Origin of the sequence: Flagellimonas marina, assembly GCF_042651185.1 — a bacterium.
Classification (GTDB): domain Bacteria; phylum Bacteroidota; class Bacteroidia; order Flavobacteriales; family Flavobacteriaceae; genus Flagellimonas; species Flagellimonas marina.
The window spans coordinates 808,686-824,694 of the sequence record NZ_JBHSCL010000004.1; the positions used below are offsets into that span (position 1 = coordinate 808,686).

A 16,009-nucleotide genomic window follows, 5' to 3' on the forward strand; every position below is an offset into this window, starting at 1 on the left:
CCATGTAAGAATTCAAATCACTTTGTGTAGAACATGCTACCTAAACCCCTGTATAATTCGCTGGGGTTATTTCTCTGGTTTTCTCCAAATGTAAAGAACTATTCCCGTAAAAAGTAAAAAGTAGCCAATTACAATCAATGCGGTTCCATCAATGAATCCAAACTCCCAGTGTAATATTTTTAAAACTGCACCACTAAATAGAAAAAAGAAACCAAAAGTGAACAGAATTTTTCTAAGAACACTCATTAGACTCCCGTATAATTCGCTGGGGTGATTTGTTTCAGTTCCGTTTTAATGGTATCAGACACCTCCAAGGTCTCAATAAAATCAGCAATGGATTTTTGGGAGATTTTTTCGTTGGTTCGGGTCAAACCCTTTAGGGCTTCATAGGGATTGGGATACCCTTCACGACGCAAAATGGTCTGGATGGCCTCGGCCACCACGGCCCAATTGTCTTCCAAATCCTGCTCAAATTTATCTTGGTTTAACACCAATTTGTTCAATCCTTTTAGAGTGGATTGAAACCCGACCAAAGTATGCGCAAAAGGTACGCCCACATTGCGCAAGACGGTGCTGTCTGTTAAATCGCGCTGTAGTCTGGAAATGGGTAGTTTGGCAGATAAATGCTCAAAAACAGCATTGGCCAACCCCAAATTTCCTTCGGAATTTTCAAAATCGATAGGATTTACCTTATGCGGCATGGCAGAAGAGCCCACTTCCCCTTTTTTGATTTTCTGCTTAAAGTAATCCATGGAAATATACGTCCAAATATCCCGGTCCAAATCAATCAAAATGGTATTGATGCGCTTCAACGTATCAAAAAGCGCCGCCATGTGGTCGTAATGCTCAATTTGGGTGGTAGGGAAGGAGTGGTGCAAACCCAATTTCTCCTGTACAAATTGCTTCCCAAAGGCTTTCCAATCGGTTTGAGGGTATGCTACCTTGTGGGCATTATAATTTCCAGTGGCACCACCAAATTTGGCCGCACTGGGAATATCGTTCAATAAATTGAACTGCTCCTTGAAACGCTCCACAAACACCTCAATTTCCTTGCCCAAACGGGTAGGGGAGGCAGGCTGTCCGTGCGTCCGTGCCAACATGGGAATGTTCTCCCATTCCTTGGACAGTTCCTTTAATTTTTCAAACACCTCAAAGTACGAAGGCACGTAAACATCGTTCATCGCCTCTTTAATGGAAAGTGGAATGGCAGTATTGTTGATGTCCTGAGAGGTCAATCCAAAATGGATGAACTCTTTGTATTTTTCCAACCCCAACGCATCAAATTGCTGTTTGATGAAATACTCAACCGCCTTTACATCATGATTGGTAACTTTTTCTATGTCCTTGATGGCCTGCGCATCTTCCGAAGAAAATTTTTTGTAGATGTTCTGAAGTTCTGGAAATTGCTTTGCATCAAAATCGGCCAATTGGGGCAATGGAATTTCGCAAAGTGCAATGAAATACTCAATTTCAACCTGAACACGGTACTTGATAAGCGCCTCCTCAGAAAAATAATTCGTTAGACTTTTGGTCTTGTTTCTATATCGGCCATCAATGGGAGAAATGGCGTTGAGTTGTGTTAAGGACATTTTTGCGAACGATTTTGAAAGTTGCAAAGATACTCAAACTCGTAGAGTTTAACGGCCTATTTGGGCCAACTTGTCCAGGGTTTTTTTGGCCCGGTTTTTATAGCCTGTGCTGCCCGAAGCGTAGGTGTCTTCCAGAACTTGGCGCAACTCGGGGTGGACCCAATCAAATTTTTGCCCCAAATAATAGAGACTGGTCATGGAAAAGACCTTTGGGGCCATGTTCATTTCACTGATGAGCCAATCAAAACAAGCCGTCATGATTCTTTCCAGTTGCTCATCGCTAATATTATTTTGGAAAGCAGGGTCCTTCTTTTTAAAATAGGCCACACATACCATTTCACAAACACAGGCCATGGCCCTAATGGTGGATTCGGAGGTCAATTTGCCCAGTATTTCAGTGAAATCGTCAAAAAAAGGCAACAAATAATCCAATTTCTTTTCAATAAGGTGCCGAAACGTCCAACTGGCATTGTAGGTACCTTCCTTTTCTTCGATTAAAACCTCTTTTAGCAGTGGTCCGACCATGTTGGGCTGAAGGATAAGTTTGTCTACCAGTTGGTCCACATCATCTTTAAAAAGTCGTCCCGAGTGCAGGGCTATATGTAGTTGTTGTTCGGTCATGAATTTGTCACCAATTGCTCTACCAGTTTGGGCAGGCCCTTGGCCGCCGTTTCAGCAATGACCGTGAGATTAGCGAAATCTGAAGAGCGTACCGTGGGTTTGGGGTCCACAAAATACATAGGAATGTGTTTTGGGGCATAATGAATCAGTCCTGCGGCGGGATACACCTGCATGGAAGTGCCCACAACAATCAAAATATCGGCCTGTTGGGCAATACGTGCCGCCGTATTCATCAGCGGAACCATTTCCCCAAACCAAACAATATGGGGACGCAGTTGATGCCCTTCTTCATCCAAATCTCCCAAGACCAAATCCTTCGTCCAATCCAATACATAGGATTCATCCCGGGTGCTACGCACTTTGAACAGTTCGCCATGAAGGTGCACTACATGCGAACTTCCAGCTTGTTCATGCAGATTGTCCACGTTTTGTGTGATGATGCTTACGTCAAAATGCTGCTCTAGGGTAGCGAGTGCCATATGCCCTGCGTTGGGACTCACCTGTAACAATTGTCGCCTCCGCTGATTGTAAAAATCCAAAACCAGCTCGGGATTACGGGCAAAACCATGGGGAGAAGCCACTTCCATAACATCATGGCCTTCCCACAGTCCATCGGCATCCCGAAAAGTCTTTAGGCCACTCTCGGCACTCATTCCGGCTCCGGTCAGTACAACTATTTTTGGTTTAGGCATTTTTTGTAATTGCTTTATGGTGAAAAAGTATGCTTTTCGGCCATAAATGGTTTCACTTTTCTACGGATTGAAAAAAACGACTTAGTTGGAATACAGATTGAAAAATTCCGTTGCGTCTTTTATGTCCTGTATGCCTAAAATCCAACAAACTTCGGATAGATCGGAGAAGTCCAACCCTCCTGCCAAAATGGCTTCGTTGTTATAGCGTCCTTCTTTTCCATTGTGGGCATCGGAGATTTCAATGGCCCGTTCCCATATTTCAATCAATTTTGGGTCGGAGATATACGCATTCCAATTGTCGAACTCAGGGTCTCTAAACCCAGGGGTTCCATTTCCAACGGCATTACCATCAGGAATCTTTATATAGTCTGAATGTTTCTTGACGAACGCAAGACTTTCAGGAGAAGTTACTTCCTCGTTCCAGTCGCTGTGCTGCACTACATGAATCCGTTCCAAGGTATTTATGTCAGGGAAATCAGCATGGACAGCCTTGATTAGTGCTGCGGTAAAATCCGATTGTCCAGCTTCTGCTATCCAAACATCACCTTGTTGATCAAAGGTTGATTTAACAATGGATTTGACCTGATTAACGGCAGCAGCTACATTGTTGTGGGCATCTGTCCAATTATCGCCAAAAGCAAGTTCAAATAAGGGGTTTGGTGGAACGTACAGCCCTTCTTGAATCCCATAAGTGCCGGCAACAGCATGGTAATTAACCGTCTTAAAGCGCGAGTTGGAAAATAAAGTGACAAAAGCAGCAACGGTATGCAGGTCGTCTACATCAGTTTTGCAGTCAAACAGTCCCAACAACAGGTCTTTCTCCATATTGAAGCCTTTGTCCTCCTGGGAATTATCAGGGGTCATTTTTTCTGTGAAGGACAGTGAAATAACCATGGTGCCAACCAACAAGAATAGTCTTAAAATCATTGTCTTTAGGTTGTTCGTTCGTAGTCTTGATTTCATTTTTTATGTGGTATGATTTAGCCCTAAGATAACAAAATCGATACATCAAAAACCTTCATTTTTAAATTTTCCTATCTTGCTTTTTATGTTTAATGACGATTTGCTCACCTATTTGGAAACGTATCTCACCGAAGAACGAAAACAGCGTTTTTTGGACGTACTGCAAAACCGCACCCGATGGCTCACCGTGGCCCTGGAGGATGTTTATCAAATGCATAATACCAGTGCCATCATTCGGAGCTGTGATGTATTTGGCATCCAAGATGTGCATGTGGTGGAGGACCGTTTTGGAAAACGTCTGGACAAAAATATTGCGGTAGGGGCAGAGCAGTGGGTCGATGTGCATCGGTACCGGACTACGTCTGAATGTCTCGATAAACTTAAAAGCAACGGCTACCAAATCATTGCTACCACACCCCATAACGATTCCCAATTGCTGGACGATTTTTACCCCAAGACCAAAACAGCCCTTTTTTTCGGGACGGAAAAAGAAGGCTTGAGCGAAGAAGTAGTACAACGGGCAGATGGGTTTTTAAAGATTCCCATGATGGGTTTTTCGGAAAGTCTGAACGTTTCCGTTTCTGCGGCCATCATCATTCAAGAACTGACGCAAAAAGTTAGGGACTCTTCGCTGGATTGGCATCTTTCCGATATTGAGATTCTGGAAAAACGGTTGGACTGGACCAAAAAATCCATCAAAAGTGTGGAGGGGATTATTCAACGGTACTTTTCCAAATAAAGTTTTTTGTACATTTAGTTCATAACCAATTCATAAACAAATGGCTACACTGCTTTATGTCCTTGCAGGGATTGTGCTACTCGTCCTTATTTTGGCAATGATTGCCCCAAAAACCTATAATGTCTCACGTTCAGTGGAAATTGCGAAACCCAAATCTGAAGTTTTTGCGTATTTGAGGTCGCTCAAAAAGCAGAATGAATGGTCGCCATGGGGCAAGCGAGACCCTAATATGCAACAAAAATTCACGGGAACGGATGGTGAGGTCGGCTCCATGAATTACTGGAATGGGAACAAGGAAGTAGGTGAAGGAGAACAGGAAATCACCAGAATTGTGGATGGCGAACGTATTGAATCCGAACTTCGTTTTTTAAAGCCATGGAAATCCACTTCGGATGCCTATATTACCACTGAAGAAGTGGATGCGAATACTACCAAGGTAACGTGGGGCTTTTCAGGGAAAAACAAATTTCCCATGAGTATTATGATGCTGTTTATGAATATGGACAAAATGATTGGAAAGGATTTTGAGGAAGGGCTTGCCAGCCTCAAAGAACGGTTGGAATAACCTAAAACTATTCCACCAATTCCAAAAGGGCAATGTCGAAATCATTTTCCAGGATGACCTTGCCGTTGGCCACTGTGACTTCGGTTTCGGAGTAGGTGTCAAATAATTTAGTGCCATCACCAAAGAATCCCTTAACCCACAACGACTTTTTACCTTTAGGTAAATCGAGCCCAACCACCACTTTGTCCCTGTAGTCGCCGTTGTCATAGGTTCTTGAGAACACATAGGGCGATTTGGCCAAGCGTTTGTGCTTACCGGCTCCAACAGCAGGGTGGTTTCTTCTAAATTGCCCCAATTTTTGCCAGTGTTTGTGCACTTTTTGGATTTCAGGAAGACTATCCAGTTCTTCCCAGTTCATAAATGAACGTAAAGTGGCATCCCCTTGGGTACCTTCAATGATAAGGCTTCTGGAAGTTTCATCCCCATAATATACTTGGGAGGCTCCAGGTGTCAACAAAAGCACGTTGGCAGCACGATAAGGCTTTTTCCGCTCCTTGTCATAAGGAGCGCCATCATCATGCGAAGTCAAATAGTTGAGCACACTTTTATCCTTTAATTTGGTGTGAAGTAAACCGCTGTATTTTTTAAAAATGGTCTCGTAACTCTTGTCTGCATCGGTCTTCAACTCAAAATTGATAAGACTTTTAAAACCATAGTTGAAGAAATCCACCTTTTTATCCCCAAAATCATACTCTCTGCCGCCGGAAATGCCGTAATTGTAGACTTCCCCGACCATGTAGAAAGGGTTATTGTCCAACACATGGCTTTCATGTTTTTTCTTCCACATTTCAAAGGCGTAGACCGCTTCTTTGTGCAAGTCTTCCCATGCATTTTCATTGACGTGTTTTACGGTATCCACCCGAAAGCCGTCCACACCAAAATCATTGATGTAATCGGTCAACCACTTAATAATGTAATAACGTGGAGCCCTGGGATATCCCGTACGTTCAAAAAAGAGTTGCAACTCGTCCAATTCCTTGCTCAAGCGGCCCTCCTCTTTCCATTTGGCCAATAAAGCATCAGGAAGTTCCACGGCTTCATCGGACTCTGTAAGAATATCGGGCAGATTTTCCACCAAGGTGCAGGCTGTGGTATTTTCATAGGTGGTGAATTCGCATGTAGGGCCCGTGCGTACCCAATCCTCGGGCCAAACTGGGTCTTTGTCGGTAACAGGGCCGGTATGGTTGAGCACCACATCCAAAAGAACCCGAATTCCTTTAGCGTGGGCAGCTTTCACCATATTTCCCAAGTCTTTTCTAGTACCAAAATTAGGGTCAAGAGACGTCCAATCCTTGGTCCAGTAGCCATGGTATCCGTAAGTGTTTCCCGTTCCCTCGTCCGTGGCACCGTGTACTTGTTCCACCAATGGGGTGAGCCAAATGGCGTTTATCCCCAAATCCGTAAAATAGCCTTCTTCAATTTTCTGGGTTACACCAGCTATATCGCCCCCTTCAAAACCGCGAAGTACTCCGGTTTCCTTGGTTCTTTCAAAATTAATATCGTTATCAGGGTTTCCGTTGTTGAAACGGTCGGTCAAAAGAAAATAGATATTTGCACCCTCCCAAACAAAAGGCACCTCTTTTTTAGGGGTCTCTTGTTCAACTACTTGCACTGTTTTTTGCTGCTCTTTTTTAACCTCCTTGCAGCCTATAAAAAAGGATAGGATAGACATGACAACAAGTAGTTTTTTCATGTTTTGGGATTTTGTTTAAAGCTATAAAATGAATACGGAATTCTAAAATTTATTTAGAGTTTCGCACTTTCGACCCAAAAATTGAAAATTTAGTTTGATTTAGTTTCTGTTCAATACTTTATATTCCTCGTAGCAACTAGAAATGGCATCCAAAATCTGGAGGTCATTTGCGGTGTTGATAAAGGATTTTGAGTAATTGCAGTTGTTGAGGATATCTTCAATATCCACTTTTTCCAACTGAAGGAGTTCGGTAAGCACCTCGCGGTCAAATTTGGAAGCCAAGAGGTTTTTAATCTCATCATCTTCTTTCATTTGCCGCAATTTGCGCATTTGCCTTGGTTTTTTTCCGAATAGGTTCCGCAAGAGGTCAGCCGGATTTAAAATGGCGCCCAAAACTTTGGTGACCGCACTCGGACTTTTGCTGCCGGCTTCATAGCTAGCGTTCAACCCCGAAATACTATACTGATATGCATTGTTAACAGGAAGGTTCTTCACATCAATTTCAAGATACCCCGTGAGTTGGTAGGGCGTCACAATTACTTCTTCAAGGGCATAAGCCAACTCGGTCAAGGCGATTTTAGTGTCCTTTATTTTGAACATATCGTTGGTGACCCGAACTTTTTGTGCTTTAAAACCTAAGTAACTGAGATAGAGGGTGTCGTTTACCGCGGCTTCAATAGTAAATTCACCTTTTTGGTCGGTAATGGTACCTTTTACCTGTGTAAGGTTGATGACGTGCACACTTTCCAAAGGAAAATCCGTTTGCGCATTTACCACGGTAAGTGTCAACTCTTCCAAAACAGGACTTTCATCCTCGTTCTGGGCCAAGCCTAGCAAAGGGATAATGGAAAAAAGTGTAAGTAAAATTCTTTTCATGCAATCTTTGTAGGTATAAAAGTACTAAACAAAGAAAAATAAATAGGAGCCCCTTACCATTTAATATAGAATTAACTAATAAAACCCCTGTCTTTTTTTGCCTCCTTTTTTACCATAACCTCCTTTTTTGCCTCCTTTGAACGATTTGTTGCCACCGCCTTTACGACCACCACGTTTACGGTCTCTTTTGCGGCCTCCCTTGCCTTGGCCTCCTGGTTTTGTAGAGACCTCCACATTGATGAAGCGCCCATCCACCTTAAATTCGGTAAAAGTTTGGAGGATAAAATCAGTGAGTTGTGCATCAGAATTGAAGAAGGAGAAACTATCCTTGGTGTCCACGTTGTAGATATCCTCTTTTTCAAGGTTTAAGGTGTCTCTAAGAAAGTCCTTGAGCGACATCCAATCGTAACCGTCCCGTTCCCCTATGTTGATGAAATAGCGAACAGAACCACTGGAGTCACCCGAATTTGAAGCTCCTTTTTGTGAACTTTCACGGCCACTTTCAACCGTATTAAGGTCTTTGGTCTTGCTATAGTAGTTGGAAAACTGTGTAAACTCCACAGAAACCATTTTCTTGATAAGCTCATCGCGGTCTATCCCTTCCAAAACATCATTGATGGCAGGCAAATAGGCATCGATTTCCTTATTGATTTTGGTATCCTTGATTTTGTTGGCCAAATGATAGAGTTGAATCTCACAAATTTCAATGCCTGTAGGAATCTTTTTGGCGATAAACTCCTGTTTGACGATTTTTTCAATGGTCTTGATTTTCCGAAGCTCGGAACGGGTAATAATGACCATGGAAATTCCTGATTTTCCCGCTCTTCCGGTACGCCCACTACGGTGGGTGTAGGTTTCAATCTCATCAGGTAGTTGGTAGTTGATAACGTGGGTTACGTCGTCCACATCAATACCACGGGCGGCAACATCTGTGGCCACCAACATCTGCACTTGTTTTTTTCGGAATGCATTCATCACCAAATCACGTTGGTTTTGGCTCAAATCACCATGCAGCGCACCAGCATTGTAGCCATCCTCAATCAATTTTTCAGCAACACGTTGCGTATCGCGTTTGGTTCTACAGAAAACAACAGAAAAGATTCCTGGGTTGGCATCTGCCAATCGCTTTAGCGCGGCGTAACGGTCACGACCGCCTACCACATAATATTCGTGCTGAACCGTAGATGCTCCAGCATTCTTGGTGCCAACGGTAATTTCAACCGGCTTGTGCATGAACTTTTTGGCGATGGAAGCCACTTCTTTTGGCATGGTAGCAGAAAACAACCACGTCAGTTTCTCTTGGGGCGTGTTGGAGAGGATGTCCTTGATGTCTTCATAAAAGCCCATGTTCAACATTTCATCGGCTTCATCCAGAACACAGTAATCAATTTTGGAGATGTCCACCATCCCTCGTCCAATCATATCCTTCATTCGGCCAGGGGTGGCCACAACAATCTGTGCGCCACGTTTAATCTGTTTGGCCTGTTCCGTAATGCTGGCACCACCATAAATGGCCACAGTGCTTAGTCCTTTTACGTATTTGGAATAGAGTTTGAGTTCGTTGGTGATCTGCAAACAGAGTTCACGGGTGGGAGAGAGAATCAAACCCTGTGTGGTTCTGCTCTCTGCGTGTATTTTTTGGATCATGGGAAAACCAAAAGCGGCGGTTTTTCCAGTTCCTGTTTGGGCCAAGGCCACCAAATCGGTGTCTTGTTCCAATAAAATTGGGATTGATTTTTCTTGTACTTCGGATGGAGATTCAAATCCAAGATCGGAAATAGCATCCAATAGGGGTTGATCTAACCCCAAGGCTTCAAATTTTGTCATAGCGGTGTATACCTTAAATCGCAAATATGTTGTGTTGCATAGAGCGATTCCTGTATAACCTTTAAGCCCAGCGCAACACCTTGCCCATACCGGCGGCGTTAATAAAGCGGCAAATGTACGCTAAATTTAGACGGTGGCTACTATAAACTCCTGTTTTTTAAAAAGTTTACTAATTTCTGAATGGCCCTGCCTCGATGGCTGATGGCATTCTTGGTTTTAGGGGGGAGTTCCCCAAACGTTTTATTGTATCCATTGGGCTGAAAAATGGGGTCGTAGCCAAATCCGCCCGAACCTTGTTCTTTATGGGTAATAGTACCCTTTACAATACCATCAAATGTGTGGCTTTGCCCTTCAAGATTCAAATGGATCACTGTCTTAAAATGAGCGTTGCGGTTTTCTTTTCCGTTTAGTTCCAATAGGAGTTTGCCCATATTGTCTTGGGCATTTTTTTGCTCTCCTGCATATCTAGCAGAATAAACACCCGGTGCTCCATCCAAAGCATTGACCAATAAACCGGTATCGTCCGAAAAACAGTCCAAACCATAGGTTTGGGTCACAAAATCGGCCTTTATTTTGGCATTCTCTTCCAAGGTTTCGCCCGTTTCGGGAATTTCATCAAAGCATTGAATATCTTTTAGGGATAAAAGCTCAATGGATTCAGGGAGAAGTTGTTGAACTTCCTTTAATTTATGGTCGTTATGGGTGGCAAATACGAGTTTCAAGATGAAAAGGGTTCTTAATTCAGTTTCAAAAGTAGTAATTTCGGTTTGTAAACCTTACAAAATGAAATTTCGAATACCACCTGTTCTAGCAACCTTGATTTTTGGAGGATTGATGTATGTGTTGGACCGATTTTTACCAGTTGGGGAATTCGATTTCTTCGGGAGAAATGAACTGGCTTGGGTTTTGTTTGGGTTGGGCGGATCAATAGCGGTAATCTCAATGGCTCAGTTTGCTTTTAAAAAGACCACTGTGGACCCCTTAAACCCGAAAAAAGCAACCCAACTGGTAACTTCAGGACTTTACAACTACAGTAGAAACCCCATGTATTTGGCTATGTTGCTGATTTTGTTGGCATTTGGATTGAAACTGGGCAACGCCTTCAACACATTATTGGCTGCAGGTTTTGTGTATTGGATGAACCATTTTCAGATAAAGCCAGAAGAAGAAGTGTTGCTGGAAAAGTTTGGTAAGGACTATACGCTCTACTGTAAATTGACACGTAGGTGGTTTTGATACTTTTTCAAGAGCCAAGACTCAAGTTCAAGAGTCAAGACCAAAAATTTAATAATCTTAAAATCAACCAGGTTAACTTCATGAAAACATTCGTGAAGATTAGTGAAATTCCTGCCTGCCGCAGGCAGGCGTGTCGTTATTGAATTTAGAAAAAGTACTTTCGCTTGAATTTGTTCTTGCACTTGCACTTGATTTATTGATGGTTCCTACTTGCAAAAAAGTATGATTTGGGTGCCATTTGAAACAAATCGTAGTGGATTTTTGATTTATCCGCAAATGTGTAAGGTTTTTGATAAGTTCCGATTACAAGGATGGAATTTATGTGTAATTTTACGCCTTAATTTTTTTCAAGATGTCCATGGTGGAAACGGGTCGTAAATATGTGTTCGATTTTGATAGTACCCTTACCCGGGTAGAGGCGTTGGATGTATTGGCGGAGATGACCCTCCAGGGAAACCCCAAAAGAGAGGAGATAGTTGCTGAAATTCAACATATTACCAACTTAGGGATTGATGGTGACATTTCTTTTACGGAATCCCTTGAGCGAAGAATCCGGTTATTGAAGGCCAATAAAGCCGATTTGGAGAATTTGGTGGTGGAGCTCAGACAGAAAATCTCCAAGTCCATTGCTGCCAACAAGGACTTTTTCTATGAATTTTCAGATGATATTTATGTAATATCCTGTGGATTCAAGGAATTTATCGACCCTATTGTTGCCGAGTACAACATTCCTTCGGACCGCGTTTATGCCAATACCTTTACCTTTGATGAGGCCGGAAACATTACAGGATTCGATGAGACCAATGTGTTGGCATCCCATAACGGAAAAATAGAATGCTTAAAGCGACTTGATTTGGACGGAGAGGTTCAGGTCATTGGTGATGGCTATAGTGATTATGTAATGCGCGAAGCTGGAATAGCCCACAAGTTTTTTGCTTACACTGAAAATGTGCACCGAGACAAGGCTGCAAACAATGCGGACCATGTTGCACCTAACCTAGATGAATTTTTGTTTGTGAACGATTTACCAAGAAACCTATCCTATCCCAAAAACAGGATCAAAATCCTTTTGCTTGAGAATGTGCACCCAGCCGCTTTTGAAAACCTATCAGAAGAAGGCTTTTCTGTTGAACTGGTAAAGCACAGTCTGCCTGAAGAAGAGCTCATTGAGCGTATCAAGGGCGTACATGTTTTGGGAATCCGCTCCAAGACGCAAGTGACCCAAAAGGTGCTGGATGCCGCCAATAAATTATTGGTAGTGGGAGCATTTTGCATCGGGACTACCCAGATTGATTTGGAATACAGCAAGAAAAAAGGAGTAGTTGTATTCAATGCTCCATATAGTAATACCCGTTCTGTGGTTGAACTGGCTATAGGACAGACCGTCATGCTTATGCGTAGCATTTTTACCCGTAGTACAGAAATCCATAATGGCGAATGGAACAAGACTGCGGCCAATTCACGCGAGGTCCGAGGTAAGAACTTAGGGATTGTTGGTTACGGTAATATTGGCAAGCAAATGTCTGTATTGGCAGAGGCCATTGGTATGCGGGTCTATTACTATGATGTGGCCGACCAATTGGCATTGGGGAATGCAATAAAGTGCAGTACTCTGGAAGACTTATTGTCCATTTCTGATGTGGTGACACTTCATATTGATGATAACAAGGCCAACAAGAACTTCATTGGAGAGCGTGAAATCAAACAAATGAAGGATGGTGCCATGCTCATCAACCTTTCCAGAGGATTTGTGGTGGATATTGATGCGCTTGCAGCTGCACTAAAAAGCGGAAAGTTAGGTGGAGCAGCCATTGATGTGTATCCATCTGAACCACGGAGCAATGGCGAATTCTCAACGCCGCTGCAAGGGTTGTCCAATGTTATTTTAACCCCACATATTGGTGGAAGTACGGAAGAAGCCCAGCGTGATATCGCGGATTTCGTTCCCAACAAGATTATGGATTATATCAATTCTGGGAATACTGTTGATGCTGTAAATTTCCCAAATATCAGATTGCCCAAACAAAACAAGGCACATCGATTCTTGCACATCCATAAGAATGTACCCGGAATCATGGCCAAAATCAATGAAGTGTTGGCGACATACGGCTTGAACATTTCAGGACAATACCTTTCCACTGACCCAGATGTAGGCTATGTTATCACCGATTTGGATAAGGAATATGATAAAGAGGTGGTGAAAGCGCTTAAAAATGTGGAGAACACTATTAAGTTTAGGGTACTGTACTAGGCAAAGTTCAAGTGTCAAGTGTCAAGAATCAAGAACCAAGAACCATGAACCATGAACAAAGAAATAGTCTTGGTTCTTACATCTTTAAGCGCAGCGGTCTTGAGTTTGATTCTTGAACTTGTACTTAATCATTCATGATGATACGGCTCGTTCCGTAAAATGGTGAAGCCCCTATATAGCTGTTCCACTAAGAACAATCGTACCATTTGATGGGAAAACGTCATTTTGGAGAGGCTGATTTTTCCATTGGCACGTGCGTAAATTGCATTACTGAATCCATACGGACCACCAATCGCCAAAACCAAATTTTTAATACCGCTGTTCATCTTCTTTTGAAGGAATTGGGAGAATTCGAGTGAAGTATACTGTTTTCCGCGTTCGTCAAGAAGTATCAGGACATCTGAAGACTGCAGTTGCCCCAAAATCAGTTCACCTTCTTTTTCCTTTTGTTGAACTTCCGAAAGATTTTTACTGTTTTTGATATCAGGAATGATTTGAAACTGAAACTTTATGTAATGTTGCAATCTTTTATCGTATATCGATATAAGTTGTTCTAGATCAACACTATCCGTTTTTCCAATGGCAATCAAGGTAATCTGCATACCCAAAAATAAGGTTTAAAGTAATTACAACGCTATGGGATTCGTGGAGAAGGAACAATGTTTTTATTATTTTCGTTAAAACCCCAAGTGGATGATATCCGAAGCACAATTTCAGAAAGAGCTTGACTTAATTATTGCCAACGCCATTCGAGAAGATGTAGGAGACGGCGACCATAGCTCCTTGGCATGCATTCCTGATTCAGCAACTGGAAAGGCAAAATTATTGGTCAAAGATGAGGGCATTATTGCCGGTGTTGTATTTGCAAAGCAAGTGTTCCAATATATTGACCCTGAATTACAGGTTGATGAATTGATAACCGATGGTAGTTCGGTAAAATACGGAGATATTGTTTTTTATGTGGAAGGAAACTCGCAAAGTATCCTAAAAGCTGAGCGATTAGTACTGAATGCCATGCAGCGTATGAGTGCTATCGCTACCAAGACCAAGCAATATGTGGACCTTTTGACGGGAACGGGGACCAAGATTTTGGATACGCGGAAGACTACGCCTGGAATTAGAGCCTTGGAGAAATGGGCCGTAAAGATTGGAGGAGGGGAGAACCACCGTTTCGCGTTGTACGATATGATCATGCTCAAGGACAACCATATCGATTTTGCAGGGGGCATCACCAAGGCCATTCAAAAAACGCAACAGTACTTGAAAGAAAACAAAAAAGATTTAAAAATTATAGTTGAAGCCCGTAATCTGAATGAAGTCGAGGAAATTCTTCAATCTAAAGGTGTTTACAGGATTCTATTGGACAATTTTAATTACGAGGACACGAGAAAAGCTGTCAAAATGATTGGTGACCAATGCCTGACCGAATCTTCCGGCGGAATCAATGAAGACACCATCCGAAAATATGCAGAATGTGGTGTGGATTACATTTCCTCTGGGGCGTTAACACATTCCGTGCACAATATGGATCTAAGTTTAAAAGCTGTTTAATGTCCGAAGTTATAGAAGAGCAGTTGGAAAAGATACCTGTCATTAATTGGGTGGTCCGATTAATGAAAAAGGTAAAACTCAAAGCGTTTGAGGGGCTCTCTCTATATGATTTAATAGAGATGTACCTTCTGGGAATCGTGCGCGGTGCACTTTCCACCCGTGCCAGTTCCATTGCTTTCAGTTTATTCATGGCATTGTTTCCATTGCTTATCTTTTTTGTAACGATGATTCCTTTTCTTATTCCGTTGGTCCGTGTGGGAAATGAAAATTTTGATGCCCAGTTCTTGGCTTTTTTGGAATCATTTCTCCCTTCGGCCACCGGTGATTACTTCGGGGATATTTACCAACAGATCAAAGACCAAAAACAAGGTGGATTGCTGTCATCGGCGTTCTTGGTTTCCATTTTTTTGATGGCCAATGGCGTGAATGCCATTTTTGGAGGGTTTGAAAATTCATACCATGTGGAGTTGACCCGGAATTTTTTCCGTCAGTATGCTTATGCCCTCATGGTGGGATTGATTCTTTCCGTTCTATTGATTGTTGGGGCTGTGGTTTTTGTGTATTTCGAATTCTATATCGTGGAATATACGAGCGAATACCTTGGAAAAACCTTTGGTTATGATGTAGAAAAAGGAGATGCTCTGGGCATTCAAATTGCTAAGGTGGTCTTTTTTATGTGCCTCTCTTATTTTACCACGGCAATTCTCTATTATTTTGGAACAGCTGAAGGTAGAAAAGCACGATTCTTTTCGGCGGGTGCATTGATGACGACCTTACTGTTCTTGTTGACCTCATACCTTTTTGGAATTTATGTTGAAAAATTTGCGAGGTACAACGAACTTTACGGGGCTTTGGGGGGATTATTGATCTTAATGGTTTTCATTTGGTTAAATTCCAATATTCTTTTACTGGGATTTGAACTGAATGCAACCCTAAACTCATTAAAAAAACAACATGAAAAACGCCAAGAAGTGCAATAAGTGGCTTCTGCCGATATCATTTTTTTTGATTCAGGTGGCAAGTGGTCAAACTGTGGTCGGAAAATGGAAAACGGTGGATGATCGAAGCGGAATAGAAAAGGCAATTGTGCAGATATACAAAGAAAATGGGTTGTTACAGGGAAAAATCGTAAAAATTCTGGAAGAGGGAAAACAAGATGCGATTTGCTCAAAGTGCGACGACGAATTCAAGGACAAACCTATATTGGGCTTGCACATTTTTAAAGACCTTAAAAAAAGTGACAAGGATGAATATAAGGGCAATGAGATGTTGGACCCGGAAAATGGCATAAAATTTAGAGGAAAGTTGTGGCTGGACCCTGATAATGAAGACCAGCTGAAGGTAAGAGGGTATTTAGTGTTTTTGTACCGTACGCAAACTTGGTACCGAGTTAAGGAGGAATAAAT

General features: G+C 42.3%; 16 protein-coding genes. 7 read left to right on the forward strand and 9 right to left on the reverse strand.

Annotation, left to right across the window (positions count from 1 at the left end; all coding sequences use genetic code 11):
- Positions 1-245: 245 nt before the first annotated feature.
- The 4 genes from purB to ACFOWS_RS07220 form a co-directional block, all read right to left on the reverse strand.
- Positions 246-1,589 (reverse strand): adenylosuccinate lyase, encoded by a 1,344-nt coding sequence (gene purB / locus ACFOWS_RS07205; protein WP_379763257.1) that lies wholly within the window; start codon positions 1,587-1,589, stop codon positions 246-248.
- A gap of 48 nt (positions 1,590-1,637) precedes the next feature.
- Entirely contained in the window at positions 1,638-2,210 is a 573-nt protein-coding gene (locus tag ACFOWS_RS07210) for an adenylosuccinate lyase (protein ID WP_379763258.1), read from the reverse strand.
- The gene (locus tag ACFOWS_RS07215) at positions 2,207-2,902 is read right to left on the reverse strand and encodes an SIR2 family NAD-dependent protein deacylase (protein ID WP_379763259.1); all 696 of its coding nucleotides are present in this window, start codon (positions 2,900-2,902) and stop codon (positions 2,207-2,209) included. The genes ACFOWS_RS07210 and ACFOWS_RS07215 overlap by 4 nt, the downstream gene beginning before the upstream one ends.
- Before the next feature lie 81 nt (positions 2,903-2,983).
- Positions 2,984-3,865: a hypothetical protein gene (locus ACFOWS_RS07220; protein ID WP_379763260.1), complete on the reverse strand. Its 882-nt coding sequence runs from the start codon at positions 3,863-3,865 to the stop codon at positions 2,984-2,986.
- Between the two features lie 85 nt (positions 3,866-3,950).
- On the opposite strand from ACFOWS_RS07220, the gene ACFOWS_RS07225 reads away from it, so the two are divergent.
- Together ACFOWS_RS07225 and ACFOWS_RS07230 are read left to right on the forward strand one after the other, a co-directional pair.
- Positions 3,951-4,604 (forward strand): TrmH family RNA methyltransferase, encoded by a 654-nt coding sequence (locus ACFOWS_RS07225; protein ID WP_379763261.1) that lies wholly within the window; start codon positions 3,951-3,953, stop codon positions 4,602-4,604.
- Positions 4,605-4,644: 40 nt separating this feature from the next.
- On the forward strand, positions 4,645-5,169 hold the full coding sequence (locus tag ACFOWS_RS07230; RefSeq protein WP_379763262.1) for an SRPBCC family protein: 525 nt from the start codon (positions 4,645-4,647) through the stop codon (positions 5,167-5,169).
- Between the two features lie 7 nt (positions 5,170-5,176).
- Here the strand turns inward: ACFOWS_RS07230 and ACFOWS_RS07235 are convergent, their stop codons facing one another.
- The 4 genes from ACFOWS_RS07235 to ACFOWS_RS07250 form a co-directional block, all read right to left on the reverse strand.
- On the reverse strand, positions 5,177-6,862 hold the full coding sequence (locus ACFOWS_RS07235) for an alpha-amylase family glycosyl hydrolase (RefSeq protein WP_379763263.1): 1,686 nt from the start codon (positions 6,860-6,862) through the stop codon (positions 5,177-5,179).
- A gap of 99 nt (positions 6,863-6,961) precedes the next feature.
- The gene (locus ACFOWS_RS07240; RefSeq protein ID WP_366589813.1) at positions 6,962-7,738 is read right to left on the reverse strand and encodes a carboxypeptidase-like regulatory domain-containing protein; all 777 of its coding nucleotides are present in this window, start codon (positions 7,736-7,738) and stop codon (positions 6,962-6,964) included.
- A gap of 75 nt (positions 7,739-7,813) precedes the next feature.
- Positions 7,814-9,565, reverse strand: coding sequence for a DEAD/DEAH box helicase (locus ACFOWS_RS07245; RefSeq protein WP_366589810.1), 1,752 nt, complete (start codon positions 9,563-9,565; stop codon positions 7,814-7,816).
- Positions 9,566-9,705: 140 nt separating this feature from the next.
- Complete coding sequence (locus ACFOWS_RS07250; protein WP_379763264.1) at positions 9,706-10,287, reverse strand: non-canonical purine NTP diphosphatase; 582 nt, start codon at positions 10,285-10,287, stop codon at positions 9,706-9,708.
- 61 nt (positions 10,288-10,348) lie between these two features.
- Between ACFOWS_RS07250 and ACFOWS_RS07255 the strand changes: the two genes are divergently transcribed.
- Positions 10,349-10,801 carry a methyltransferase family protein gene (locus ACFOWS_RS07255; RefSeq protein ID WP_379763265.1) on the forward strand — a complete coding sequence of 151 codons (453 nt, stop codon included), beginning with the start codon at positions 10,349-10,351 and terminating at the stop codon, positions 10,799-10,801.
- A gap of 358 nt (positions 10,802-11,159) precedes the next feature.
- Positions 11,160-13,052: a phosphoglycerate dehydrogenase gene (gene serA, locus ACFOWS_RS07260; protein ID WP_379764502.1), complete on the forward strand. Its 1,893-nt coding sequence runs from the start codon at positions 11,160-11,162 to the stop codon at positions 13,050-13,052.
- A 128-nt stretch (positions 13,053-13,180) separates the two neighbouring features.
- Here the strand turns inward: serA and rlmH are convergent, their stop codons facing one another.
- Positions 13,181-13,654: a 23S rRNA (pseudouridine(1915)-N(3))-methyltransferase RlmH gene (gene rlmH / locus ACFOWS_RS07265; RefSeq protein ID WP_379763266.1), complete on the reverse strand. Its 474-nt coding sequence runs from the start codon at positions 13,652-13,654 to the stop codon at positions 13,181-13,183.
- A gap of 91 nt (positions 13,655-13,745) precedes the next feature.
- On the opposite strand from rlmH, the gene nadC reads away from it, so the two are divergent.
- Genes nadC through ACFOWS_RS07280 form a run of 3 tightly spaced genes read left to right on the forward strand, consistent with a single transcriptional unit; the run spans position 13,746 to position 16,007 of the window.
- Complete coding sequence (gene nadC, locus ACFOWS_RS07270) at positions 13,746-14,603, forward strand: carboxylating nicotinate-nucleotide diphosphorylase (protein ID WP_379763267.1); 858 nt, start codon at positions 13,746-13,748, stop codon at positions 14,601-14,603.
- Entirely contained in the window at positions 14,603-15,583 is a 981-nt protein-coding gene (locus ACFOWS_RS07275; RefSeq protein ID WP_366589799.1) for a YihY/virulence factor BrkB family protein, read from the forward strand. Before nadC ends, ACFOWS_RS07275 begins: the two co-directional genes overlap by 1 nt.
- Positions 15,558-16,007 carry a DUF2147 domain-containing protein gene (locus ACFOWS_RS07280; protein WP_379763268.1) on the forward strand — a complete coding sequence of 150 codons (450 nt, stop codon included), beginning with the start codon at positions 15,558-15,560 and terminating at the stop codon, positions 16,005-16,007. Before ACFOWS_RS07275 ends, ACFOWS_RS07280 begins: the two co-directional genes overlap by 26 nt.
- Positions 16,008-16,009: the final 2 nt, after the last annotated feature.